Origin of the sequence: Exiguobacterium sp. PFWT01 (assembly GCF_018255795.1) — a bacterium.
GTDB lineage: Bacteria > Bacillota > Bacilli > Exiguobacteriales > Exiguobacteriaceae > Exiguobacterium.
In genome coordinates, this window is the sequence record NZ_CP073755.1 from 2,850,438 (window position 1) to 2,873,582 (window position 23,145).

Sequence of the window (23,145 nt, forward strand, 5' to 3'; positions counted from 1 at the left end):
TAAAACATATTCGAGTTGTAAGTCGAGTGGTTCTGCCTCGTAGACTTCTGGCACGATCTCCTCAACCTATCAGGTCATAATGACACAACGATTATTTGAACTCGATTGCCACCGTTTCATAACCGCTATTCTTTAAAAACTCTGTCAAGAACGCTTCAATGCGCTCGTCTGCCTCTATCAACAACCCTTGCTCAATCTTAGTCTTTTCCATTTTTGCCTTCTCTTTATTGATTTCATCAAAAATCAATTGCGAGGGATAGTCAGAAAAAAGTGTCCCTTTTACATCTGTCACTTTCGCATCATCTGTGTTCGCTACATTGTCTAAAATGGTTGAGTGCGGTACAGTGACGTTCAATTGCTCAGTCGTGTCATTGTATGAGACCTCCATGCTAGAGAGATCCGTACCTGCTTTGAGGTATCCTGAGTATTCAATCAGCTTGATTGCTTCGGCTATTTTGATTTCAACCAAAGGAACTTTCGTGCTGTTTCGACTGACAATAACATTGCTGTATTCATACTTTAACGTTGTCAACTCCGTCAATTCGACGAGTCGATCTTTGACGAGCGATACATCAGCCTGTTGATTAGTTGAAAATACACTCGGCTTAATCACTACAATCGCAATGACACCAATCAAGATGAGCGTGAGTAAAACAAATGAAACTCTTCCAATCATTCTTTTCATATTCGATCTCCTTTTAATGTATTCAAGTACCTTCTAAAATTATGTAACGAATCCTTCATATACATATTATACCTACTTTAATTCCATAAATTTAATTTTTATTCAATTAAATTAGTTTTTTTCAAATAAAAGAGTAGATGGTTTGAGACCCATCTACTCACTCAGCATCATCAAGTTTTACTCGACTACAATCCAATTCAGTTGCGACAAACTTTGCTTCAGTTCATTCAATTCTTCTAACCTTTGAATGAAAAATGTCTCAATCGCATCGATGTGGTCTGGAGCACTTAAGAAATGCGTCAACGATTGACAAACGTATAACATAAATTCGTCATTTCGATCTTCCGGAGCTTCATAGATCCATTCTTCATTTGTCGCTGCGAATTGTTTGAAAGCGTCCATCAGAATCGATTTATGTTTACTATTTGGGTGAACCTCTATGTAAACTGATACTTCTGGGTAATCAGCTTGTTCAAAACTGAATCCACAGCCGATGTATTTCCAATCACTTTGATCATTTTGAATGACATATCGATTGTACTCACGGAGTTCAATCGCACGATTCCCCCATGGTTTCGGCTTTCCAAACAAATTCGTAAATGTATGCGTCGTTCGTTCATTCAAACACTGGTCCAACATCGAAATGGTTCTCCCTAAGTTTTGAATCGCATATACATCTTGAGGTAGAAATGTTCTTGATTTATTCAATTCAATGTCCTCCATATACTTGAGTACTTGTTTGTAATACAAATCTTGTTTGTTATATTCTTGAAGCCATATGTAGAGTTGAAACCATTGCAATTGAAAGAACTTAGTTGAGGTTGAAGCGACATGTTTTGGGTCAAAGTATTGGGTGATATAAAACAGGTATGTCGTAAATCCTTCCTCTTCACTTTGCTCAAGATGTTCTCGATAACGTTTCAATTGATGATGTCCCTCGCCGCTACCTAACTTGTTCTCGATGAAGACGATGTGTGAGGTTTCCCCCTCATTAAACGTGATGACGAGATCAGGTCGACTGTCGGTATCATGTGTATGTAGTTTACTGTACGTTTTTTGTGTGTATGCCTTCACACAACTTATTTCAGAAAGGTTCACATTCGCAAACCGTTTAAAAAAATCCGTCAATAGATCCGGTTGTTCGAAAATCGGAGCGATGATTTCGGTCAAGTAATCTTCATAGGGATTAGAGTCGGATTGACGTAATAGATTGTAGATTTTCGAATACGATGACACCATCTGCTTCACTCCCTTCATCACAGTATAAAAACAATGAGTGCTTGAGGTTTGATCCAAGCACTCATCTATATATCGTCTACTGTACATACGTTTCGAGGTTTAAGAATATGTTAGATGATCACTCATCAAAGAAATCTAAATCAATTTTCTTAATTGTGTACATTTCTTCAATAGATACGCCAACATTATATACAAACATTAAGTTGGTCAATTCTTTTCCATCGATTAAAATCACTCGTTTATCTATTGATTCTGCATACATTCTTGCTTCTTTTGAAAATTTAGCTGTAGTCATAAAAATACCTTTTGAAGCTTTTTTTCCTACTAAACTACCCACGAATCCTTGAATATCCGGCCGCGAAACTGTTGAATCTGTCTTCCATCGCTTTGCCTGCAAATAAATCATTTCTAATCCCAATACATCTTCTTTTATGATGCCATCAATTCCCTCATCACCAGATTTCCCAATCGCCTTTCCAGCATCACTAACTGAGCCACCATATCCCATCGCAACAATTAAATCTACGATTAATCGTTCAAAAAAAGCTGGAGAACAATCTAGGATTTTCTCTAAAATTACTTCCTGCAATTCAGTTTTAAGTACATTAAAGTTGTAGTCGATTAGCTCTAACGGTGTTTGAGTATCATTTGGTGGGGCGATGTGTTTCGTTGATTCATCCGAAGTACGACTCATGAATTGAATAAAACTTTCATATCTCATTAAAAATTTTCGATCAATCTTTGTTACATTAGGATTTTCTAACACTCTCAATCCTTCATCCGTAATGGTAAAGACCGCTTTTCTCACCACTTTAATTAATCCTGCCTTACTTAAATACGTTCTAGTCCACCCTATTCGATTCACAAGTAATGTTTGCTTGCCGCTAGGAAGCTTTTCTGCGATTTCCTCTTCGGATAAATGAAAATGACTGGCGAGTGATACATAAAGTTCTTGCAACGTATGTTCTTTACCGTCTTCTAAATGTTGTAAAAACGGATACATGAATTCTTGATAACCCGGAACAGCCATATGCATCTCATCCTCTCAATCTGATATGTTCATTATAAAACATGATAGATAAAATTACATAAGTTGGCAAAAGAATATACCGTTCATTTCGTCTTGATATAAAAAATAGACGGTTGATAATAAAACCGTCTGCATTTCATACTATTTATGGTACGGCTCATTCCGATTGATTCGATACGCCCGATAAATCTGCTCACACAACACGAGCTTCATGAGTTGGTGGGGGAACGTCATCTTCGAGAACGAGATTGTATCATCCGCTCGTTTCATCACATCGTCCGACAGACCAAGCGATCCTCCGATGACGAAGGCGATTTTACTCTTTCCGTACGTCGCGAGTTGATCGAGTTCACGGGCGAACTCTTCACTCGTCCGCTGCTTTCCTTGAATCGCCAATGCGATGACGTGCGTATCTGGGGATATCTTCGCCAAAATGCGCTCGCCTTCCTTTTGTTTTACTAGTAACATATCTGCCTCACTCAAATGCTCGGGTGCTTTTTCGTCTGAGACCTCGATTTCCTGCACTTTTGCGTAGGCGGAAAGCCGCTTTGTGTACTCGGCAATTCCTTGTTTTAAATATTTTTCTTTCAGTTTGCCGACCGTGATAATTGAAATATTCATCCAATTCTTCCTTTTTCCACAGTTTTTTTGGAGTTATCCATAGGGTTATCCACAGAGTTATCCACAAATCCACATGTTGATAATTAGTTTTTGCTTGACACAATATATGTTGCGTCGGCTTCACAGAACTCACATGTCACGTGTTCACTTGTGGATAATTCCTCTAGCAACGGGTATTCCCCTGTTTCATCCACAATGATGTCTAAAGCGATTTCAACATGTTCCTTGCATACTTTTTTTTCCACAGTTTTTCCTCCTTAAAAAAGAAGCGTCGCCGCTTCTTTATGTTGCTTCAGTTAATGTCGCCTCGGTTTCGCTTGCTTCTCCGCGACGTAAATACTTAATGGTAATCGTATCACCGACCGTCGCGTCCCGATATAACGCATCGCGTAAATCGACGTATCGTTTGATCTCCCGGTCTCCGATTTTCGTGATGACATCTCCAACACGTAGTCCCGCTTCTTCAGCCGGACTACCCGGTGTCACTTCTTCGACGAAGACACCGTCTTCCTGGTCGAAGGAGATTCCATACTCTTCTCGGACGTTTCCGGGTACAGCGATGACTTCCTGAATCGTGACACCGAGCTGTGCCCGCGTCACTTTGCCGTCGCGTTCTAACATGTCAATGACCGGTAGCGCCACGTTGACGGGAATGGAGAATCCAACCCCTTCTACGCTCGCCTCGGCGATTTTCATCGAATTGATTCCGACGAGCTCTCCACGAATGTTGATGAGGGCACCACCCGAATTCCCCGGGTTGATGGCCGCATCCGTTTGAATGACTTCCGCGTTATAATCCATCAAGCCGTCGCTGTTCGTATCGACCGGCACCGTCCGCTCGACACCACTGACGATACCACGCGTAACCGAGTTTGAGAAGACACCAAGCGGATTTCCGATGGCCATGACGGTCTCGCCAGCTTGGAGAACGGTGGAGTCACCGAGAACAATCGGCTCCACATCGATGTTTTTCGGTAACTCGACCTCAGCGACAGCCAAGTCGTTGAGCGGGTCTTCGCCTAAAATGGTTGCCGATGCGATTTGACCATCGGAAAAGGCGATGTTGACCTCGTCCGCTTCTTCGATGACATGGAAGTTCGTGACGATATAGGCCGTGTTTCCTTCTACTTTATAGATGACACCGGATCCGGCACCCGCCTCCCATTGCGAGTCCGAGGTGAACGCACGCTGGATATTGGTGATGCTGACGACGGACGTCTTCGCCCCAAGGACAGCGGTCGTGACGTCCGATTCGGTGACGGTGACGGCCTGTTCGGTCCGCGTCAGTTCATTCGTCACAAAACGAGAGGTCGGCGAATCCCAGAGCATCACGATGACAAAAAACAAAGCCGCTCCTAAGAATCCGCCAACCCCTCCGAGTAACAACGGTTTTATATTTGGTCTCGGCTTATGGCGTACGTGCTCCTCTTGCTTCGGTCGCCATTCGCTCCGAGACGGATACGTCGATTTCTCTTCTGTTGCTTCGTGTACTTCAGTTTCGATGTCTTGAGGTTCATACTCACGGTGTCTCTCTTCGTTCACGACGCGTCCCCCCTTCAAGACAGTGTGATAACTGTCTTTTCCCAAGTTTCCTTATAAAGAAACGAGTGAAGTGGGGATTGTCGGGTCCGTGTCGCACAATTTGATTCGACCTAAGTCGACGTCTCGCATGCCGAGTGTTTGCGAGACGCTCATCTGTGCGAGCTCCTTCATGTTGTTGTCCTTACTTAAGTGGGCCAAATAGATCCGTTTCGTGCGGTCACCGATGACCTCACTCATCGCGATGGCTGCATCCTCGTTCGAGACGTGGCCATAGTCGCCGAGGATTCGTCGTTTGACACTCCATGGATAACGCCCCATCTGCAACATCGAGACGTCATGGTTCGACTCAAAGATGAAGTCGTCCGCTCCACGGATGATTCCTTTCATCCGGTCCGAGACATAACCCGTGTCGGTGATATGGGCTAATCGTTTCCCGTCATGGGCAAACTGATAAAACATCGGGTCTGCCGCATCATGGCTCACGTTGAACGTCTCGATTTCGATATCCCCGAACTGTTTCACATCTCCGACTTCGATTTGAAACTTCAAGGCAGGATCAATCTTTCCAATCAGTGATTCCATCGCTGCCCATGTCTTCGCATTCGCATAAATCGGTAAATTGTACTTTCGTGCTAGTATCCCGACACCTTTAATATGGTCGGAGTGCTCATGGGTGACGAGCAGTGCGTCGATTCCGTCAAACGACCGACCGATGGCTTCGATGCGCTGTTGCATCGCTTTTCCGGTCAATCCGGCATCGACGAGCAGCTTCGTCCGTTCCGTCTCGATATAGAGGGCGTTTCCGGTCGACCCGCTCGCTAACACACTATACTGTAAAGTCACGCAATCACTCCTTTCATTCTTTCGTTTCAAACTCCACGTGCTCGACTGTTCCATCGATCGCATTGACGAAGTAGACCTGATCATCAATCCCGATCGACCAAAGCGGTGGCATGATGATCAAACTGCCAGAGCTGTCGAGCGGTAAACTGTAAAACCCGGTATTGATGGCCCGCATCTCCTGGTTCGGTTGGAAGTACTTCCGAGATGCGAGTTGTGAGATGGCTTCACTGGCCGTCAACACGAGGTCGTCTTGCGTTTTTGACGAGAGGTCTTTTAAATGACGCTGTTTATAATCCGTCACTTCGAACGACTCGTTCAACTGAATGAGGATGAGGGACGGACCGATGTACATTTCCGTATCTCCCTCGACTTCAGGTGCTGAAAAAATCTTGTTATCCTCGAATGTTTGCACGAAAGCGATCTGTCTCGTTTTTTCATCGTAGCGCCAGTAGGCGTACTCGTTTCCAAACGGGGCATATTCTGCTACAAACGTCGAGGCGGTCGTCCGTAAATCCTTCGCATCGAGCGGGACGGGTTGTTTCAACTCGACTTCGAGTTGCATGTTGTCGAGCGTCGTCGCGAGCTGTGCCTCCCGATTTTTCGTGATCATCGCGGCTGACATCTCTTCAGACGAACCTGTCAAATAGCCGATATCCCGACCCATCCGTGGCAATTTTGCCGGATCGACATTCCGCTGGTCTAAAATCTGCGTGATCGAGGTGTTGTCATTCGTCACGACTTCGGTCGCCCATGTTTCCGTCAGCAATTGAAACAACAGATAGATGTTCAAGGCGAGGAAGGCGAAGATTAAAATCGTTTTCGCTTTACTCCAATCCACGATACATCATCCTTTCTGTCCAATCGTCTCCTTGATTGTATGGGACCCAACGGCCCGCCTCACGCACGAACCAGTTCGGTGAAAACGTCACATAGCGGCTCGTGTCCTCGTTATATTCAATCTCATAACCGATTCGAATCTCGGTCACGTTCTCAAATCGTCCGGAGTTGATGAGCGTACCGAGTACCTCGTCCGCATCGGCCAACTGTGTCGTGCCGACGGTGATCAACCGATCGATTTCCAAGTGGTTACGGGTGATCGATCGGACCTGTGCCCCGTCGTTTTCCACACGCAATGTGGATAAGTCGATGGCATCGTTGTTGATAAACGCCTCACGCTGACTGAAGACCGGATACCCTTTCACATGAAAACGGAACACGGTCGTTTCAAATCCTTTGTTGGCCGGTGTGATGGCATCGAATCGAAGGGACAGCCCTTGATTCTCAGACGCTTCATCGACCCATCCCCCGTGGAAGTTCACGAATTCCACAATAGAATCCAATCCGATTGCTGTATCACGCTCGGTGCTATTCCGAGACAGGTTTCGATAGCGACTCGCATTCAGTTTCGCATCGTATTCCGCCACACTGACACCGTTCGTCAACGCCCCGACCGAGCTTGCCGGGTCGACTTCTTGAACGTTTGGGTCACCTGGGAAGAACGTATCTCGCATCCAGTCGAGACGAGTGTCGATTTGAATCGACGATACGTCATACGCGAACAACTCATTCATCTCAGGTCCGACGACCGGGATGTAATTCACGCGTTCATCCGTATACGTCACGCGTTTCATCGTTCGACTCGAGTTTTTTAAGAAAAGGCTGTTCACATCGCCGTTTCCGACTTTCGTCAACTTCCCTTCCCAAATGGACTGGTCGCTCATGATGGCGCGGATGTTGAACACACTGTCGTCCATATAGATGAGGATCCGCTGTGGGATTTTCCCGGACAGACTGTACGTCCCGGGAAGCATATAGCTGAGCGTGTCCGCATAGTAGGCCTCCGGCAAGATCAACTCGAGTCCCTCGTTGATATCCGTATAGAAACTCGGGACGTTTTTTACGGCGAGCGGCTTGAACTCACTCGCCTCAAACGAATCTCGAATGACACGCATCAGTTGCTTCGGTGTATTCTTCGAAGCGAACACGGCATTGTTGTCATGCACGACCGCTTGAGTCGGGATGATGACCTGATTCGCACGACGCTGCAATGACTCGTCCACCGTCGTGAGCTGCGTTTCTGATTGGACGGCCTGATACGTAGGATGGTAGTCCCATAAGATGATGGTTTGAACAATCGACGTGACGATTAACGTGAGCAAAATGAACGACTTCCACAGTTCCGGCTTTGCAATCGTAAACCGTTTCATCAATCATTCACCTCCACAATCGTATCGAACGGGATCGTGAAGTAAATCGTTGTACCTCTTCCAAATTCACTCTCTGCCCAGATGTCGCCACCGTGAGCGGATACGACTTCCTTGGCAATCGATAGACCGAGCCCGGTACCACCGATGTTACGCGCCCGTGCCTTATCGACACGATAGAAACGCTCGAAAATCTTCTTCAAGTTCGACTTCGGAATCCCGACCCCTTCATCCTTGATGCCGATGACGAGGCGTTTCGCCCGAAGCATCGTCCGGAACGTAATTGTCCCGCCTTCTGGTGAGAACTTGATGGCGTTCGTGATGATGTTGTCGATGACTTGGGTCATCTTATCTTGATCGGCATGCACGTAGACGCGACGCTTCATCAGTTTGCGACGGAATTGAATCGCATCCCCTTTCGTCATCTCGTGACGGTCGATAATGTCGTTAAAGAACTGCACGAAGTCGAACTTCACTTTTTGCATCTTATATTCTTTACTGTCCATCTTCGAGAGTTGCAACAAGTCGTTGACGAGGCGAATCATCCGTTCCGTCTCGTTTTGTGTCGTTTCTAAGAAACGTGGCGCCAATTCTTCATCCTGATACGCGCCTTCTGCGAGAACCTCCAAATAGCTACGCATCGTCGTGAGCGGCGTCCGCAATTCATGACTGACGTTCGCAACGAATTCACGGCGGTCCTGTTCGACCTGTTCTTGTTCCGTGACGTCATGCAAGACGACGATGAGACCTGTGATTGGTCCGCTATGTTTTTGAATCGGTGAGAAATAGGCACGAACGAGGAACAATTCTTCGTCCGTACTGAGGTCAATCAGTTTTGTCGGCATCGTGCCGTCTTCCGGAATGATGATTTCCTCTTCGAATGCGAGGAGATTTTGTAGATTCGTCCCCATCGCCTCTTCTTCATCGACCCCAATCATGTCGCGCGCCTGGTCGTTCATCAAGATGACCCGTAGCGAGCGGTCGGTCGCGACCACACCGTCCGACATGTTCTCGAGGACACTCGTCAAGCGGCGTCGTTCGGCTTCCGTTGTCGCGTTCGCCTCCATCAACTCATCCGTCAATTCGTTGAACGCATACGCGAGTTGACCGACCTCGTCATCCGAATACACTTTAACTTTCCGCGAGAAGTTCCCTTTCCGCATCTCGACGGCCTGCCTCCGCATATCGGCAATCGGTCGCGTGATGGTTCGAGATAAAAGGATTCCGAGGAACGAGGTGATGATGAGTGCGATCAATGTCCCCGTTGCGAGGATGCGTGTCACTTGTTCCATCTGGTTGTAGATGGACTTCATCGATGCCTCGATATAGATCATCCCGGTCGTTGTGCCGTCCACTTCCGACTTGATTGGAACGGCGACGACGCGCATTCGGTCATTTGAATCTTCATAGACGAGCGTCTCTTGCGCTCCGCCTGTCGCGAATGACTTTTGAATGAACGTGCTCGCCGTCCGTTGTCCGACGAGACTTTGATTATTTTGGTTCGAGGTCGCCCGGACGACACTGTTCGTGTCGATGATTTGGACTTCTCGAATGTCGTCAGCTAGCGTCGTGCTCTCTGTAAATTCAGACAGCAGCTGATCCAGTAACTGGTTCAACTGCTGGTCCGTGGTCGAGTCACTCTCGTTCGCGGCAGTCCCCTCACTGATGTTGTAGCTCAGTAGGTTCGCCCGGTCGACAAGTGACTGCGAGAAGTTGTTGATGTATTGCCGTTCTAAAGAACGCACAAAGTACACGCCGATGACTTGCATCGCAACGAGAATGAGCAGCGCATAGATGACGACGAGCTTCCACTGGATTGATTTAAAGAAGTTCGTCCGTTTCATCGTTTAATCTTCTTCTCCTGCCTTCAAATAATACCCGACGCCGCGACGCGTAATAATATACGTCGGAGTCGACGGGTTGTCCTCTACTTTTTCACGAAGACGACGCACCGTGACGTCCACGGTACGCACATCACCGAAGTAATCATATCCCCATACCGTTTGGAGCAAGTGCTCCCGCGTCATCACTTGTCCGATGTTTTGGGCGAGGTAATGAATCAATTCGAACTCGCGATGCGTCAATTCGATCTTCTCATCCCGCTTCGTCACCATGTACGAGTCCGGGTGAATCGTCAAATCGCCGATCACGATATCGTTCGCGTTCGCGCCTTTCGCTTCCGGCGCCGGTGCCGTCGCATGACGTCGCATGTTCGCTTTGACACGGGCCAACAATTCACGTGAGCTGAACGGCTTTGTGACGTAATCGTCTGCGCCGAGCTCTAGTCCGAGTACTTTGTCGATTTCGGAATCTTTCGCCGTCAACATGATGATCGGCATATCATACTTCTTCCGTACCTCACGGCATACTTCCATGCCGTCCTTGAGCGGAAGCATGATGTCGAGCAAGATGAGATCCGGTTGAATCTCCTCTACTTTGACGAGCGCTTCTTCGCCGTCATAGGCGACATGCACCTGGTAACCTTCTTTTTCAAGTTTAAACTTCAATATATCTGCGATTGGTTGTTCGTCATCTACCACTAAAATCGTACGATCCATTCAGTGAGTCCTCCTCTTATCATTAAACGTACATGCCTACATTGTAACTCTTTTTAAACAGCTTAGAAAGCGTGGTCCATTTCCGTGGAAATAGAAAAAGAGAGCCCGGTGGCTCCCTTTCTTATGCTTCGTAAATATCACGCAAGATGACCGTCTGTTCACGAGCCGGTCCGACCGAGAACGTCAACAACTCGACTCCTGTCAATTCCTCGATGCGACGCACGTAACGCTGTGCGTTCTCCGGAAGGTCTTCAAAGCGACGAACCCCTGTGATGTCTTCTGTCCAGCCAGGAAGCTCTTCGTATACCGGTACACACTTCTCGAGGACGCGGAAGTTCGGTGGATACTCGTCAAGATGCTTTCCTTCATACTCATACGATGTACAAATCTTAAGCGTCTCAAGACCTGTCAGCACATCGATTGAGTTGAGGCAAAGATCGGTGATCCCACTGACGCGGCGTGAGTGACGCACGACGACCGAATCGAACCAGCCGACACGGCGTGGACGACCTGTTGTCGTTCCATATTCTTTCCCGACTTCACGGATTGTATGACCGATCTCATCGTCGAGCTCTGTCGGGAACGGACCGTCTCCAACGCGTGACGTATATGCTTTACAGACACCAACCACGTGATGAATCTTCGATGGCCCGATTCCGGCACCACTCGATACGCCGCCTGATGCAGCATTCGACGATGTGACAAACGGATACGTTCCATGGTCGATATCGAGAAGGACCCCTTGAGCCCCTTCAAAGAGAACTTTTTTCTCTTCGTCGAGCGCATCGTTCAACACGACCGATGTATCGCACACGTATTTCGCGAACTGTTGACCATACGCGTAGTATTCTTCGAAAATGTCATCAAATTCGACTGGGTCGACCTCGTACATTTTCACGAACATCCGGTTTTTTAGTTCAAGCACCGTCTTCAATTTCTCTGCAAAGACTTCTTTGTCGAGAAGGTCGGCGATGCGAATCCCAATACGTGCCGCCTTATCCATGTATGCTGGGCCGATTCCTTTTAGTGTCGTCCCGACTTTCGCGTCACCTTTCGCCTCTTCTTCGAGACGATCTTGGAGCTGGTGGTATGGCAAGATGATATGCGCGCGGTTCGAGATTCGAAGGTTATCCGTGCTCACACCACGTTCATGTAAGTAAGCGAGTTCTGTCACGAGTGATTTCGGGTTGACGACCATCCCGTTCCCGATGACACACGTCTTATCCGAATAGAAAATCCCAGACGGAATGAGGTGAAGTTTATATTTCGTATCATTGAAGACGATCGTGTGACCAGCGTTGTCTCCCCCTTGATAACGCGCGACGACTTCGGCTTGTTTCGATAAGAAATCGGTGATTTTCCCTTTCCCCTCATCGCCCCACTGCGTTCCCACTACGACTACTGATGACATAATGAATCCTCCTTATTAATCAACGTTCTGTTCAAACCATCCGTAAGTGTACACTTGAAAAGCAAGAAAGTCAATTGAATACCGAACGTTTTATATAAGATGTAACTATTCGTTCGTTATTTTAATCAAACCCTATATAAAAAAAGACACCACCGACGTTACATCGGTGGTGCGAAGGCTTGCGTCTCCATATTGACGAACTTGTTGTACTCTTTCCGGAAAGAGAGCTTGACCGTACCGGTCGGACCGTTACGTTGTTTCGCAATGATGATTTCAATCGTATTGGCGTCCTCACTCTCTTTATCGTAATAGTCATCACGATAGAGGAAGGCGACGATATCGGCATCCTGCTCGATTGCTCCCGATTCACGGATATCGGACATCATCGGTCGCTTGTCTTGACGACTCTCTACGCCACGTGAGAGCTGAGACAAGGCGATGACCGGTACTTGTAGTTCCCGTGCGATTGCTTTGAGCGTACGTGAGATTTCCGATACTTCTTGTTGGCGGTTCTCGCCCGGTTTCCCGTTCCCGACGATGAGCTGCAAGTAGTCAATCATGATCATCCCGAGACCATGTTCCTGCTTCAATCGGCGACATTTGGCTCGGATTTCGTTGACCCGAAGACCCGGTGTATCGTCAATGTAGATGCCTGCCTGTGAGAGCGACGACATCGCGAGAGAGAGACGACCCCAGTCTTCCGCTTCAAGACGACCGGTCCGGAGGCGCTGGGCATCGATGTTTCCTTCCGCACACAACATACGCATGACGAGTTGCTCGGCACCCATCTCCAAACTGAAGATGGCGACGTTCTCACCCGTACGGACCGCGACGTTTTGCGAGATGTTCAAGGCGAACGCGGTCTTCCCGACAGATGGACGGGCGGCCACGATAATCAAATCGTTTCGTTGGAAACCGGCTGTCATCTTATCCAAATCCGTGAAGCCGGTCGCAATCCCAGTGATCTCCCCGCTCGACTGATGCAGCTTTTCAATCGTCGAGTACGCATCGGATAAGACAGAACCAATCGGGTGGAAGCTCGATTGCCCTTTTCGTTGCGATACTTTTAGAATGTTCCGCTCCGCGTCCGAGAGGACAGAATCGACCTCATCCTGACGCTCATAACCATCCGAGACGATGTTCGTCGCTGTTCGAATCAGACGACGGAGTGCCGCTTTTTGGTCGACGACGTTCAAGTAATAGCCGATGTTCCCGATGGCGGGAACGGATTCCGCGACCTCCGCCAAATAGTTGAGGCCCCCGATTTCGTCTAAAATCCCTTGCGCCTGCAACTCGGAACTGAGCGTGACCAAGTCGACGAGCTCGCCTCGGTCATTGATTTTTAGCATCGCTTCAAAGATGCGTTGGTGGCTGACACGATAAAAGTCGTCCGGGTCGACCCGCTCTGAGGCCGTAATCAACCGATCCGAATCGAGGATGATTGCCCCTAAGACGGCTTGCTCCGCTTCCACGCTATGCGGTGGTGTATTGACTTGAATCGCATCACTCATCCGTCTCTACCTCACCTTCAAGCTTCTTGTACATGTACATTCAACGTCGCGACGACGTCATGGTGCAACTTCACTGGCACTTTCGTGAAACCGAGCGCCTTGATCGGATGCTCGAGTTCAATTTTACGCTTATCGATTTTGTAGCCCATTGATTTAAGGGCATCCGCGATTTGCTTGCTCGTGACCGAACCGAACACGCGACCGCCTTCACCGGCTTTCGTCGTGACGGCAATCGTCTCTTTTTCAAGCTTCTCTTTGAGTTGTTTCGCTTCGTTCAACTCTTCTTCTGCTGCTTCTTCGGCACGACGTTCTTTCGCCGCGAATGCTTTCAGGTTTCCTGGTGTCGCTTCCACTGCTAAGTTCTTCTTGAACAAGACGTTTTTAGCGTAAGCGTCTGCCACGTTTTTCACTTCTCCAGCTTTCCCTTGTCCTTTTACATCTACTTTCAAAATGACTTTCATTCTAATTCCTCTCCTTCAGTTTCATCTGTTACGTAATGATCGATTGCCTCTTTCAACATGACGTTCGCTTGTTCGCGACTCACTTCAAGTTGCGTCGCTGCATTCGTCAAATGGCCACCGCCATCGAGCATTTCCATGATGACCTGGACGTTGACGTCACCGAGCGACCGCGCGCTGATTCCCGTACGTCCGTCCGGTAAGACGGCGATGACGAACGAGGCTTTGACGCCTTCCATATTCAACAACTGGTCTGCAGACTGAGCGATCAACACTTGATGGTGTGCCTCGTCGTCAGAAGCGACCGCAATCGCCATGCCACCTGCATAAATTTCGGTGTATCTCAAAATCTGAGACTGCTCGATATAGGCATCGAGGTCTTGTCTCATGAAGTGCTGCACGAGTACCGTGTCAGCCCCTTGAACTCGCAAGAAGGATGCCGCATCAAACGTACGGGACCCCGTACGGAGCGTAAATCCTTTCGTATCGACCATGATTCCGGCAAGAAGTGACGTCGCCTCTAAAATCGAGAGCTTTCGGCTTCCCGCCTGATACTCAATCAATTCCGTGACGAGCTCACTCGTTGATGATGCGTAAGGTTCCATATACACGAGAACCGGATCTTCGATAAATTCTTCCCCGCGACGATGGTGGTCGATGACGACGACCCGCTCCGACCGATCCAAAATGTCTTTTGAAATGACGAGAGAAGGGCGATGTGTATCGACGACGACGAGTAATGTCTGTTCATCGATGAGTGGCTGCGCCTCATACTCGGTCAAGAATTGGCTGTATAACGAGTCATCGTTCTCTACTTCATTGACGAGCCGCTGAATCCCGACACTCGTCTCACCGGATGGAATGACGACATACGCCTCGCGCCCGACAAACTCAGCCAATTTCATGACACCGATGGAAGCCCCGAGCGAGTCCATATCTGGATTCTTATGTCCCATAACGAGGACACGGCTCGATTCCCGAATGAGGTCACGCATCGAGTTCGAGATGACACGTGCTCGGACGCGTGTTCGCTTCTCGGTCGGGTTTGTCTTCCCGCCGAAGAAACGAACTTTTCCATTATGACGCTTGACGACTGCCTGGTCACCGCCACGGCCAAGTCCTAAATCCAGGCTCGACTGAGAGAGATTACCGAGCTCCGTCAACGTCGTTTCACCGCACCCAATCCCAATTGATAACGTCAACGGGATTCTTTGTTCCTTCGTCGCATCACGCACTTCATCCAAGATTGAAAAGCGGTTGTTTTCAAGTTCAGATAGCGTCCGTTCATTCATGACGAGGAAAAAGCGGTCCGCCGCTGTACGACGCATGTAGATGTGATGCCGCTGCGCCCATTGATTGAGGAGCACCGTCACCCGACGATTGACTTCACTACGGACCTGTTCATCCACCGCAGTCGACATCTCGTCATAGTTATCTAAATACAAAATACCGATGACCGTCTGCGTTTGGACATACTTTTGTTCCATCTCCGCTTCTTCGGTCATGTCAAATAAATAGAGGGTTTGATGGATTTGATTGTAATAGACACGATAGACACGGTCACCCACTTCAATCGTGGCTTCATCCTCTTCTTCTTCAATCAATTCATCGAAGGCGGAATGGAGCGCATCAAGCGGTATTCCAATCGCCATATCGAGTTCGAAAATCAATCGTGATTGTTCGTTATACCAACTGATCCGTCGGTCCTGGTCAAAGACTAAAATCCCAATCGGCATCGTCGTCAACGCTTCTTTTCCGACCTCTTCGATTTGATGAGAGAGAGAGAGGACATACTGTTCCCAATTTTTACGCTCCCGTCGCATCGTCACTTGCTGATAGATGAAAAAAATCAGCGTGCCCATAAACAGGGTGATTGCCGCCATAATGTTGTAGAACGCCAATCCCAACGAGACAAGGAGTCCAATCACGTATGGAATCATGTGCCGCGCGTATTGGTTCTTCACGGATGTTAATGCTTCACCACTGTGCATGTATGCCTCCTAAAATGAGTAATGTTCACCCATGGAATCGTAAAGGTTTCTGCTCTATCATACCATATTCGTCGGTTTCACTTACACACTTACAGACGAGATGAAATACAAAAAAACGACTTATCCAAGAGGATAAGCCGTTCGTCAAACAATTACTCTGCAACGTATGGAAGCAAAGCCATTTGACGTGAGCGCTTGATAGCGACAGTAAGTGGACGTTGGTATTTCGCTGAAGTACCAGTCACACGACGTGGAAGAATTTTACCACGCTCCGAAACGAAGCGTTTGAGCAATTCTACGTCTTTATAATCGATATGAGTGATGTTGTTCGACGTAAAGAAACATACTTTACGACGACGACGACCTCCTGGACGACGTGCCATGTGAAGACCTCCTTTATAAGTTAGTTTTTATTGTCCATGATGATTAGAATGGCAAATCATCATCTGACAAGTCGATTTTGCCGCCACCCGAGAACGGATCTGCGTCAAAACCTTTATTCGAATTCGAGGACTGAGATGAAGTCGAAGCGGCTCCTGCGCCCCATCCTGATCCACTTGATTCACCACCACCGAAGACATCTCCTGATGGTGCTTGCTCACGTTGCCCTGAGGCTCCGCGTGGTTCAAGGAAGCGTACGCTGTCGGCGACTACTTCTGCCCGGTAACGACGTTGGCCATCTTGTCCTTCGTAACTACTGATTTGAAGGCGACCGTCAACGCCGGCCATGCTGCCCTTTTTCAAGTATTGTGCTACGTTCTCTGCTTGTTTGCGCCAAACGACACAATCAATAAAGTCCGTCTCGCGCTTCCCATCTTGTCCAGCGAATGGACGATCGCAAGCGAGAGTAAGGCGTGTTACGGCGATTCCGCTCTGCGTATAACGCATTTCGGGATCGCGAGTCAATCGACCAACTAACACAACTCGGTTAATCATCTCCAAGCTCCCCTTTCACGATACGAAACGTTAAGGATTAACGCTCGTCTTTTGTTGTCATTTGACGGACAACGTCGTCAGAGATCTTCATGAGACGCTCTGTTTCTAAGATCGCTTTAGGTTCAGCAACGATGTTAAGAAGAACGTAGTGTCCTTCGCGCATCTTGTTGATTTCATAAGCGAAACGACGTTTACCCATGTCTGTTGTTTTTTCAACAGTACCACCGTTTTCAGTGATGACGTTGTTGAAGCGCTCGATTAAAGCTTTCTTCGCTTCCTCATCAACTGATGGACGGATAATGTAAAGAAGTTCGTATTTACGCATTATCTTTCACCTCCTCTTGGACTAACGGCCCCTACCGGTTGTAGGAGCAAGGAGCAAACAATTGTTTTACTCACGTCATAATATACTATCAAACTTCCTTGAATTTTACAATACGTTTCCGTAAATCAACTTATACATTGAAGCGGAACGTGACAACGTCGCCATCTTGGAAGACGTATTCTTTTCCTTCTGAACGAAGTTTCCCTTGTTCTTTCACCGTTGTCATGTTGCCTGCTGCTGAAAGGTCGTCATACGACACGACTTCGGCACGGATGAATCCACGTTCGAAGTCAGAGTGGATGACACCGGCACATTGTGGGGCTTTCATCCCTTGTTTGAACGTCCAAGCACGAACTTCCTTCTCACCTGCCGTGAAGTATGTCGCAAGGCCAAGTGTCGAGTAAGCCGCACGGATCAATTGATCAAGTCCAGACTCTTCGATTCCGAGATCTTGTAAGAACTCGAGGCGTTCTTCCGGTTCGAGTTCTGAAATTTCTTCTTCGATTCGTGCACAGATGACGATGACTTTCGACCCTTCTGTTGCTGCGTGATCACGGACTGCTTGTACAAACTCGTTCGAATCGGCATCTGCCACTTCATCCTCACTCACGTTCGCCACGTAAAGCATCGGCTTCATCGTAAGCAATTGGAAGTGTTTGACGATCGCGAGTTGATCTTCTGATAATTCAGCGACACGTGCCGGACGCTCTGACTCAAGAACATCTCGCACGATTTCGAGTGCTTCGAGTTCTTGTACCGCACCTTTATCTTTTGCCTTCACCATTTTTTGAACACGTGCGATTCGTTTATCGACTTGCTCAAGGTCAGCTAAGATCAATTCAAGGTTGATTGTCGTGATGTCGTCAATCGGCGAGACACGGCCTGCGACGTGCGTGATGTTCTCGTCTTCGAAACAACGGACGACTTGGCAAATCGCATCGACTTCGCGAATGTTCGCCAAGAACTTGTTTCCGAGACCTTCCCCTTTTGATGCACCTTTCACGATTCCAGCGATATCTGTAAACTCAAATGCTGTCGGTACCGTCTTTTTCGGTTTGACGAGTTCCGTCAATCGATCAAGACGCGCGTCTGGTACTTCTACGACGCCGACGTTCGGGTCGATTGTCGCGAACGGATAGTTGGCCGCCTCGACTCCTGCTTGTGTAATCGCATTAAACAATGTCGATTTCCCGACGTTTGGCAATCCGACGATTCCTGCTGTTAATCCCACTAGTAGTTCCTCCTCATCCGGTGTTTCCCGGGAAATGTTAAGCCGTCTGTGGAGTGGGTACATTCAGTACACCACACCGTCACATCCTTCACAATTATAGATAGTCCACGATTAAACCGCAACTCACGTTCATAACCTAAAGAAAAACGCCGCTTATTCGGCGGCGTTCCCTTGTTCAAGCACTTTCTTGAATCGCTTATCGAAATCACGGCGTTGCATGAGCACACTGGCTCCGCAGCCTTGACACTTGATTCGAATGTCCATCCCGACACGCGTGATTTGCCAGCGGTTCGTTTTGCAGGCATGTGGTTTTTTCATTTCCACAATATCGTTCAATGCATAGGTTTTACTTTGCATTTTCTGCTTCTCCTCCTTTAGGAGCCGAGTTCGGTGGCATCATGACCGTACGTGGGTATGGAATTTCAATCCCCCGCTCGTCAAGTCCAGCCTTTAACTCTTTATGCAAAATTCGACCAGCTGCGAAGTGCTGGGTCGGCGGAACTTCCGCCATTAATCGGTACACCACTTCCGATGGTCCGAGCGACTGCACTCCAGCTAAGTCGATTGGCTTGATGAACAAGTCGTGATAGCGTGCTTCGACCGTTTTCGCAATTTCCTTGAGCGCTTGCTCTACTTTTGACATATCTTCTTCGTACGCAACCCCAATATCGACAACAGCGACGCTGTTTTCAAGCGAGTAGTTCGTCACTTGTAAGATTTGTCCGTTCGGAATAATCGTCACTTGTCCGTTTAATCCTTTTAACTTCGTCGTCCGGATTCCGACCTCGATGACCGTCCCGTCGACTTGTTGGTTCAAATTGACGTAATCCCCGTTCTTGTATTGGTTTTCAAAGATGATGAACGCCCCTGTGATGACGTCTTTCACCAAACTTTGTGCCCCGAATGAGATTGCAAGACCTGCGACCCCGGCTGATGCAATCAAACCGGCGATATTCACACCGAATTGTCCGAGCACCGTCAAGACCATAATCAACCCGATCACATAGCGGATTGTGTTTTGGGCTAATTTTAATAACGTTTCATTCTGTCGCTGGGCGACGATATCATGTTCTTTTATTTTGCGGAGTGTAAACACGCGCTCGACCATCGTCGTCAAAATGCGTGTTGCGATATATAAACCAAGGATGATGAGCGCCACACCGGCGAGCTTGATCCCTAAACCAATCCACATGTCTGTATCTTTAAAGTACTCGACGAATCGGTTCACGCTGTCGATTGTCTCATCGGCAACCGTATTTAAATCTTTTTCTGTATTTTGCGAAGCCATCTTTTCACCTCAAAGTCGTAGATTCTAAATCATCAAAACATATTTCACGACTTTTCTCAAACACTGCATTCGGAAGTTAGAAGTTTTCCACTTTTGGGAATGGGTTAATACGAGATCAATCCCCCAACTGCAACTAGGAATAGGCAGCTTAGAAGAGAGGATGAGATTCATGCCGTTTCGCTTAAAACCTCATAAACCATACTCTTTCTTCATTGAACACACTGAGCGGAGTGGATCCAGATTGCTTGCGGACCAGCTTCATGAACAGTTGGTCAATGAAACCCATCGCCCCATCGTCCTTGTTTGCATCGGTTCGGACCGTTCGACCGGTGATTCACTCGGTCCGCTCGTCGGAACGTTTTTAGAAGAACGTCACATTCGAAATTTACATGTATACGGCACATTAACAAAGCCTGTACATGCACTCAATTTGGTGGAAACGTTACATGAGATTCAAACGCGCTTCCATCAACCGCTCATCATCGCCATCGACGCCTGTCTCGGACGTTTATCGAGTGTCGGTTACGTCTTCTTTTCGGAAGGTCCGCTCGCTCCAGGGGCCGGTGTCCAAAAAGAGCTCCCGGCAGTCGGCGCGTACAATATTAAAGCCGTCGTGAACGTAAGTGGATTCATGGAGATGATGATTTTACAGAATACCCGTCTCCATCTTGTGTATGAACTCGCACGTTTCATCACAGACGGATTCGCCGATTTTGATGCACGCATCGGGCGCCTGCATCACGAAGAGGCGGCCATCACACGTCTTCGTCAGTCACGAGACGAATCAAAGTCTTGAGGCGATAGTAACATCAACAATTGTTCCAAATCGTCTTGGGAAAAATACTTCAACTCGAGGACGCCGCCTTTTCGGCGTGGACGAATCGACACATCCATCTGAAGACGCTCCGCAAGCACCGCTTCGACCGCCTCGATATCGGCGTTCGATCGCTTCAGCGTCTTTTTTTCTGTGCGCTCTTTTTGTAAATATCGCTCGAGGCGACGGACCGTCCAATGCTCGGCAATGACCCGTTTCGCAATCTGTTCCATCGCTTGTTCCGATTTCATGCCCGTGATGGCACGTGCATGTCCCATCGTCAAATCTCCGACCATGACCGCATGCTGGACGGCACTCGGCAATCGAAGGAGGCGAAGACTGTTCGTCACATGACTGCGGCTCTTCCCGACGCGATCGGCCAACTGTTGTTGCGTCAGACCTAGCGTCTGCATCAACTGTTCATAGGCGACAGCCTCTTCGATGGCATTCAAGTCTGCCCGCTGAATGTTTTCAATCAGCGCCAACTCCATGACGCGATCGGAGTCCGCCGTGACGACGAGGGCAGGAATGTCTTCTTTCCCAGCGAGCTTCGCCGCCTGAAAACGTCGTTCCCCGGCAATGATTTCATAGTATCCTGTCGCTTTTCGAACGACGATTGGTTGTAGGACGCCATATCGCTCAATGGATTGACGCAACTCTTCTAATTTTTCCACCTCAAATTGTTTCCGGGGCTGATTCGGGTTTGGGCGAATGAATTTTAATGCTAATCGTTCCATCTACAAACCTCCTTCATTGTATAAAAAAGCACGGACTCATTTTTGAGGCCGCGCTTTCGGGATGCGAATTCGAATTTCAACAAATTCCTCTTCGTCTACTTCTTCAGTTTGGACGTCAATCCCTGTTTTCCCAATCAAATCGATTGAGTCACGAATCGTATTGATGGCGATTCGCGTGTCGCGCGCAAAACTTTTCGTCCGACGCCGTTGTTTTTTCGGCTTTCGCTTCTCTTCTTCGATCGGTGTTGTTAAAAAGGCGACGCGTTCTTCCGTCTCCTTGACGTTGAAATCCTGTTCTAACACTTCCGCGAGCACTTGAAGTTGCAATCCTTCTTCCTTTAGCGGTAACAACGCACGCGCATGTCGCTCATTGATCCGACGATCGCGAAGCGACTGCTTCACATCCTCCGGCAATTTTAACAAACGCAACTTATTGGCAATCGTAGATTGACTCTTGCCTAGACTTTTCGCGAGGGCATCTTGCGTTAAGCCGTTCAAGGCGAGTAAACGATCATATGCTTCCGCCTCTTCAATCGGGCTTAACTGCTCACGCTGCAAGTTTTCAATCAAGGCGAGTGCAGCCGTCGTATCATCGTCCATATCACGAACGATTGCCGGAATCGCTGACCAGCCAAGCGATTTCACGGCACGGAAACGACGCTCCCCGGCAATGATTTCATAGCAGTCCCCATCTGCCTTTCGAACCACGATTGGTTGAAGGAGTCCATGTTCCGAAATCGTCGTTGCCAACTCTTCAATTTTTGCCGGTTCGAACACTTTACGCGGTTGATAACGGTTGGGACGCAACCGTGACAATGAGAGTTCCTGTACCGTGTCATCCGCTCGAACTTCCGCAATCTGCGTCACGGCAACTTCGTCTTTTCGATTCACACCGAACAATTTCGCAAATCTATTCTTCAACGTCGGGCACCCCTTTTATGTAAAAAAATAAGCAGACTCCACCACTGGAATCTGCTTTTGTTTCACGTGAAACGACATCATCAGATAAGTGGCTCTTTCGCCGGTGTCCCCGCTTTACGCGGATATTTCCCGGGCGTTTTTCGTAGTTTATCTACAACTACGATATTACGCTCACTCATCTCTCCTGGCAATAGGAACTGGTGTGTCGCTTTTTCTTTTCCACCTAGAACGGCTAAAGCGTTTTTGGCGTCTGCCATCTCGTCAGAAACCTTGGCCGCCTTAAGCGCGACGAAGCTTCCGCCTACTTTCGCGAGAGGCAAACAGTATTCCGCCAACACGGTCATGCGGGCAACCGCACGCGCTGTGACGACGTCAAACTGTTCGCGGAACTTTTTATTTTTTCCGAACTCTTCAGCGCGACCATGATGGAACGCGACACCTTCGAGCCCGAGGGCGAGGGCCAATTCGTTCAAGAAGGTGATGCGTTTGTTTAACGAATCGATGATCGTGACGTGTAAGTGTGGGAATAAAATTTTGAGCGGAAGACTCGGGAATCCCGCTCCTGCCCCGACATCACATACGGTTTCGACTTTCGTGAAATCGAAATGAAACGCTGCGCTGAGCGAATCATAGAAGTGCTTCAAATATACTTCTTCCCGGTCCGTGATGGCCGTTAAGTTCATTTTTTCGTTCCATTCGACGAGCATTTCGAAGTAACGTTTGAACTGACTGAGTTGTGTCTCACTCAGTTCAAATCCTTCAGCTCGTAACGCTTCAATAAATTGAGATTCGTTCATCGT

General features: G+C 48.0%; 25 protein-coding genes. 1 reads left to right on the plus strand and 24 read right to left on the minus strand.

The genetic code is table 11. The features are described 5' to 3' along the window. Nucleotides 1–91 precede the first annotated feature (91 nt). The 21 genes from KD909_RS14785 to KD909_RS14885 form a co-directional block, all read right to left on the minus strand. Entirely contained in the window at nucleotides 92–685 is a 594-nt protein-coding gene (locus tag KD909_RS14785) for a DUF4230 domain-containing protein (RefSeq protein WP_211782021.1), read from the minus strand. A 177-nt stretch (nucleotides 686–862) separates the two neighbouring features. After that, the gene (locus KD909_RS14790) at nucleotides 863–1,924 is read right to left on the minus strand and encodes a PD-(D/E)XK nuclease family protein (RefSeq protein WP_211782022.1); all 1,062 of its coding nucleotides are present in this window, start codon (nucleotides 1,922–1,924) and stop codon (nucleotides 863–865) included. A gap of 118 nt (nucleotides 1,925–2,042) precedes the next feature. After that, a complete protein-coding gene (locus KD909_RS14795) occupies nucleotides 2,043–2,954 on the minus strand; it encodes a restriction endonuclease (RefSeq protein ID WP_211782023.1) in 912 nt (303 codons plus the stop codon). Nucleotides 2,955–3,095: 141 nt separating this feature from the next. After that, nucleotides 3,096–3,575, minus strand: a complete 480-nt coding sequence (gene rlmH, locus KD909_RS14800) for a 23S rRNA (pseudouridine(1915)-N(3))-methyltransferase RlmH (protein ID WP_074034007.1) — start codon at nucleotides 3,573–3,575, stop codon at nucleotides 3,096–3,098. An 83-nt stretch (nucleotides 3,576–3,658) separates the two neighbouring features. After that, entirely contained in the window at nucleotides 3,659–3,820 is a 162-nt protein-coding gene (locus KD909_RS14805; protein WP_015880243.1) for a CxxH/CxxC protein, read from the minus strand. A 37-nt stretch (nucleotides 3,821–3,857) separates the two neighbouring features. Next, complete coding sequence (locus KD909_RS14810; protein ID WP_211782024.1) at nucleotides 3,858–5,117, minus strand: S1C family serine protease; 1,260 nt, start codon at nucleotides 5,115–5,117, stop codon at nucleotides 3,858–3,860. 51 nt (nucleotides 5,118–5,168) lie between these two features. Then, entirely contained in the window at nucleotides 5,169–5,960 is a 792-nt protein-coding gene (locus tag KD909_RS14815) for an MBL fold metallo-hydrolase (RefSeq protein WP_015880241.1), read from the minus strand. A 13-nt stretch (nucleotides 5,961–5,973) separates the two neighbouring features. Continuing rightward, on the minus strand, nucleotides 5,974–6,798 hold the full coding sequence (locus KD909_RS14820; protein WP_015880240.1) for a two-component system regulatory protein YycI: 825 nt from the start codon (nucleotides 6,796–6,798) through the stop codon (nucleotides 5,974–5,976). Beyond that, the gene (gene yycH, locus KD909_RS14825) at nucleotides 6,785–8,167 is read right to left on the minus strand and encodes a two-component system activity regulator YycH (protein ID WP_015880239.1); all 1,383 of its coding nucleotides are present in this window, start codon (nucleotides 8,165–8,167) and stop codon (nucleotides 6,785–6,787) included. The genes KD909_RS14820 and yycH overlap by 14 nt, the downstream gene beginning before the upstream one ends. Beyond that, nucleotides 8,167–10,008: a cell wall metabolism sensor histidine kinase WalK gene (gene walK, locus KD909_RS14830; RefSeq protein WP_211782025.1), complete on the minus strand. Its 1,842-nt coding sequence runs from the start codon at nucleotides 10,006–10,008 to the stop codon at nucleotides 8,167–8,169. Before walK ends, yycH begins: the two co-directional genes overlap by 1 nt. A gap of 3 nt (nucleotides 10,009–10,011) precedes the next feature. After that, nucleotides 10,012–10,722, minus strand: coding sequence for a response regulator YycF (gene yycF, locus KD909_RS14835; protein ID WP_015880237.1), 711 nt, complete (start codon nucleotides 10,720–10,722; stop codon nucleotides 10,012–10,014). 121 nt (nucleotides 10,723–10,843) lie between these two features. Continuing rightward, the gene (locus KD909_RS14840; protein ID WP_211782026.1) at nucleotides 10,844–12,133 is read right to left on the minus strand and encodes an adenylosuccinate synthase; all 1,290 of its coding nucleotides are present in this window, start codon (nucleotides 12,131–12,133) and stop codon (nucleotides 10,844–10,846) included. Between the two features lie 158 nt (nucleotides 12,134–12,291). Continuing rightward, nucleotides 12,292–13,644: a replicative DNA helicase gene (gene dnaB, locus KD909_RS14845; protein ID WP_015880235.1), complete on the minus strand. Its 1,353-nt coding sequence runs from the start codon at nucleotides 13,642–13,644 to the stop codon at nucleotides 12,292–12,294. A 17-nt stretch (nucleotides 13,645–13,661) separates the two neighbouring features. Beyond that, nucleotides 13,662–14,105: a 50S ribosomal protein L9 gene (rplI, locus tag KD909_RS14850; protein ID WP_159563195.1), complete on the minus strand. Its 444-nt coding sequence runs from the start codon at nucleotides 14,103–14,105 to the stop codon at nucleotides 13,662–13,664. Beyond that, entirely contained in the window at nucleotides 14,102–16,093 is a 1,992-nt protein-coding gene (locus KD909_RS14855; RefSeq protein ID WP_211782027.1) for a DHH family phosphoesterase, read from the minus strand. The genes rplI and KD909_RS14855 overlap by 4 nt, the downstream gene beginning before the upstream one ends. A 152-nt stretch (nucleotides 16,094–16,245) precedes the next feature. Beyond that, the gene (rpsR, locus tag KD909_RS14860) at nucleotides 16,246–16,476 is read right to left on the minus strand and encodes a 30S ribosomal protein S18 (RefSeq protein ID WP_015880232.1); all 231 of its coding nucleotides are present in this window, start codon (nucleotides 16,474–16,476) and stop codon (nucleotides 16,246–16,248) included. A gap of 43 nt (nucleotides 16,477–16,519) precedes the next feature. Then, a complete protein-coding gene (gene ssb / locus KD909_RS14865; RefSeq protein WP_015880231.1) occupies nucleotides 16,520–17,029 on the minus strand; it encodes a single-stranded DNA-binding protein in 510 nt (169 codons plus the stop codon). Nucleotides 17,030–17,066: 37 nt separating this feature from the next. Continuing rightward, nucleotides 17,067–17,354: a 30S ribosomal protein S6 gene (gene rpsF / locus KD909_RS14870; RefSeq protein WP_015880230.1), complete on the minus strand. Its 288-nt coding sequence runs from the start codon at nucleotides 17,352–17,354 to the stop codon at nucleotides 17,067–17,069. Between the two features lie 130 nt (nucleotides 17,355–17,484). Beyond that, on the minus strand, nucleotides 17,485–18,585 hold the full coding sequence (gene ychF, locus KD909_RS14875) for a redox-regulated ATPase YchF (RefSeq protein ID WP_031424089.1): 1,101 nt from the start codon (nucleotides 18,583–18,585) through the stop codon (nucleotides 17,485–17,487). 153 nt (nucleotides 18,586–18,738) lie between these two features. Further along, nucleotides 18,739–18,942 (minus strand): DUF951 domain-containing protein, encoded by a 204-nt coding sequence (locus KD909_RS14880; RefSeq protein WP_047795718.1) that lies wholly within the window; start codon nucleotides 18,940–18,942, stop codon nucleotides 18,739–18,741. Further along, nucleotides 18,932–19,873 (minus strand): mechanosensitive ion channel family protein, encoded by a 942-nt coding sequence (locus KD909_RS14885; protein ID WP_074035244.1) that lies wholly within the window; start codon nucleotides 19,871–19,873, stop codon nucleotides 18,932–18,934. Before KD909_RS14885 ends, KD909_RS14880 begins: the two co-directional genes overlap by 11 nt. A 169-nt stretch (nucleotides 19,874–20,042) precedes the next feature. On the opposite strand from KD909_RS14885, the gene yyaC reads away from it, so the two are divergent. Continuing rightward, a complete protein-coding gene (gene yyaC, locus KD909_RS14890) occupies nucleotides 20,043–20,669 on the plus strand; it encodes a spore protease YyaC (protein WP_015880226.1) in 627 nt (208 codons plus the stop codon). Here yyaC and KD909_RS14895 read toward each other — a convergent pair. From KD909_RS14895 to rsmG, 3 genes are all read right to left on the minus strand, one after another. Continuing rightward, nucleotides 20,642–21,424, minus strand: coding sequence for a ParB/RepB/Spo0J family partition protein (locus tag KD909_RS14895; RefSeq protein WP_211782028.1), 783 nt, complete (start codon nucleotides 21,422–21,424; stop codon nucleotides 20,642–20,644). The genes yyaC and KD909_RS14895 overlap by 28 nt on opposite strands. A 36-nt stretch (nucleotides 21,425–21,460) precedes the next feature. After that, nucleotides 21,461–22,345: a nucleoid occlusion protein gene (gene noc, locus KD909_RS14900; RefSeq protein ID WP_015880224.1), complete on the minus strand. Its 885-nt coding sequence runs from the start codon at nucleotides 22,343–22,345 to the stop codon at nucleotides 21,461–21,463. Between the two features lie 80 nt (nucleotides 22,346–22,425). Beyond that, nucleotides 22,426–23,142, minus strand: a complete 717-nt coding sequence (gene rsmG / locus KD909_RS14905; RefSeq protein WP_015880223.1) for a 16S rRNA (guanine(527)-N(7))-methyltransferase RsmG — start codon at nucleotides 23,140–23,142, stop codon at nucleotides 22,426–22,428. Nucleotides 23,143–23,145 lie beyond the last annotated feature (3 nt).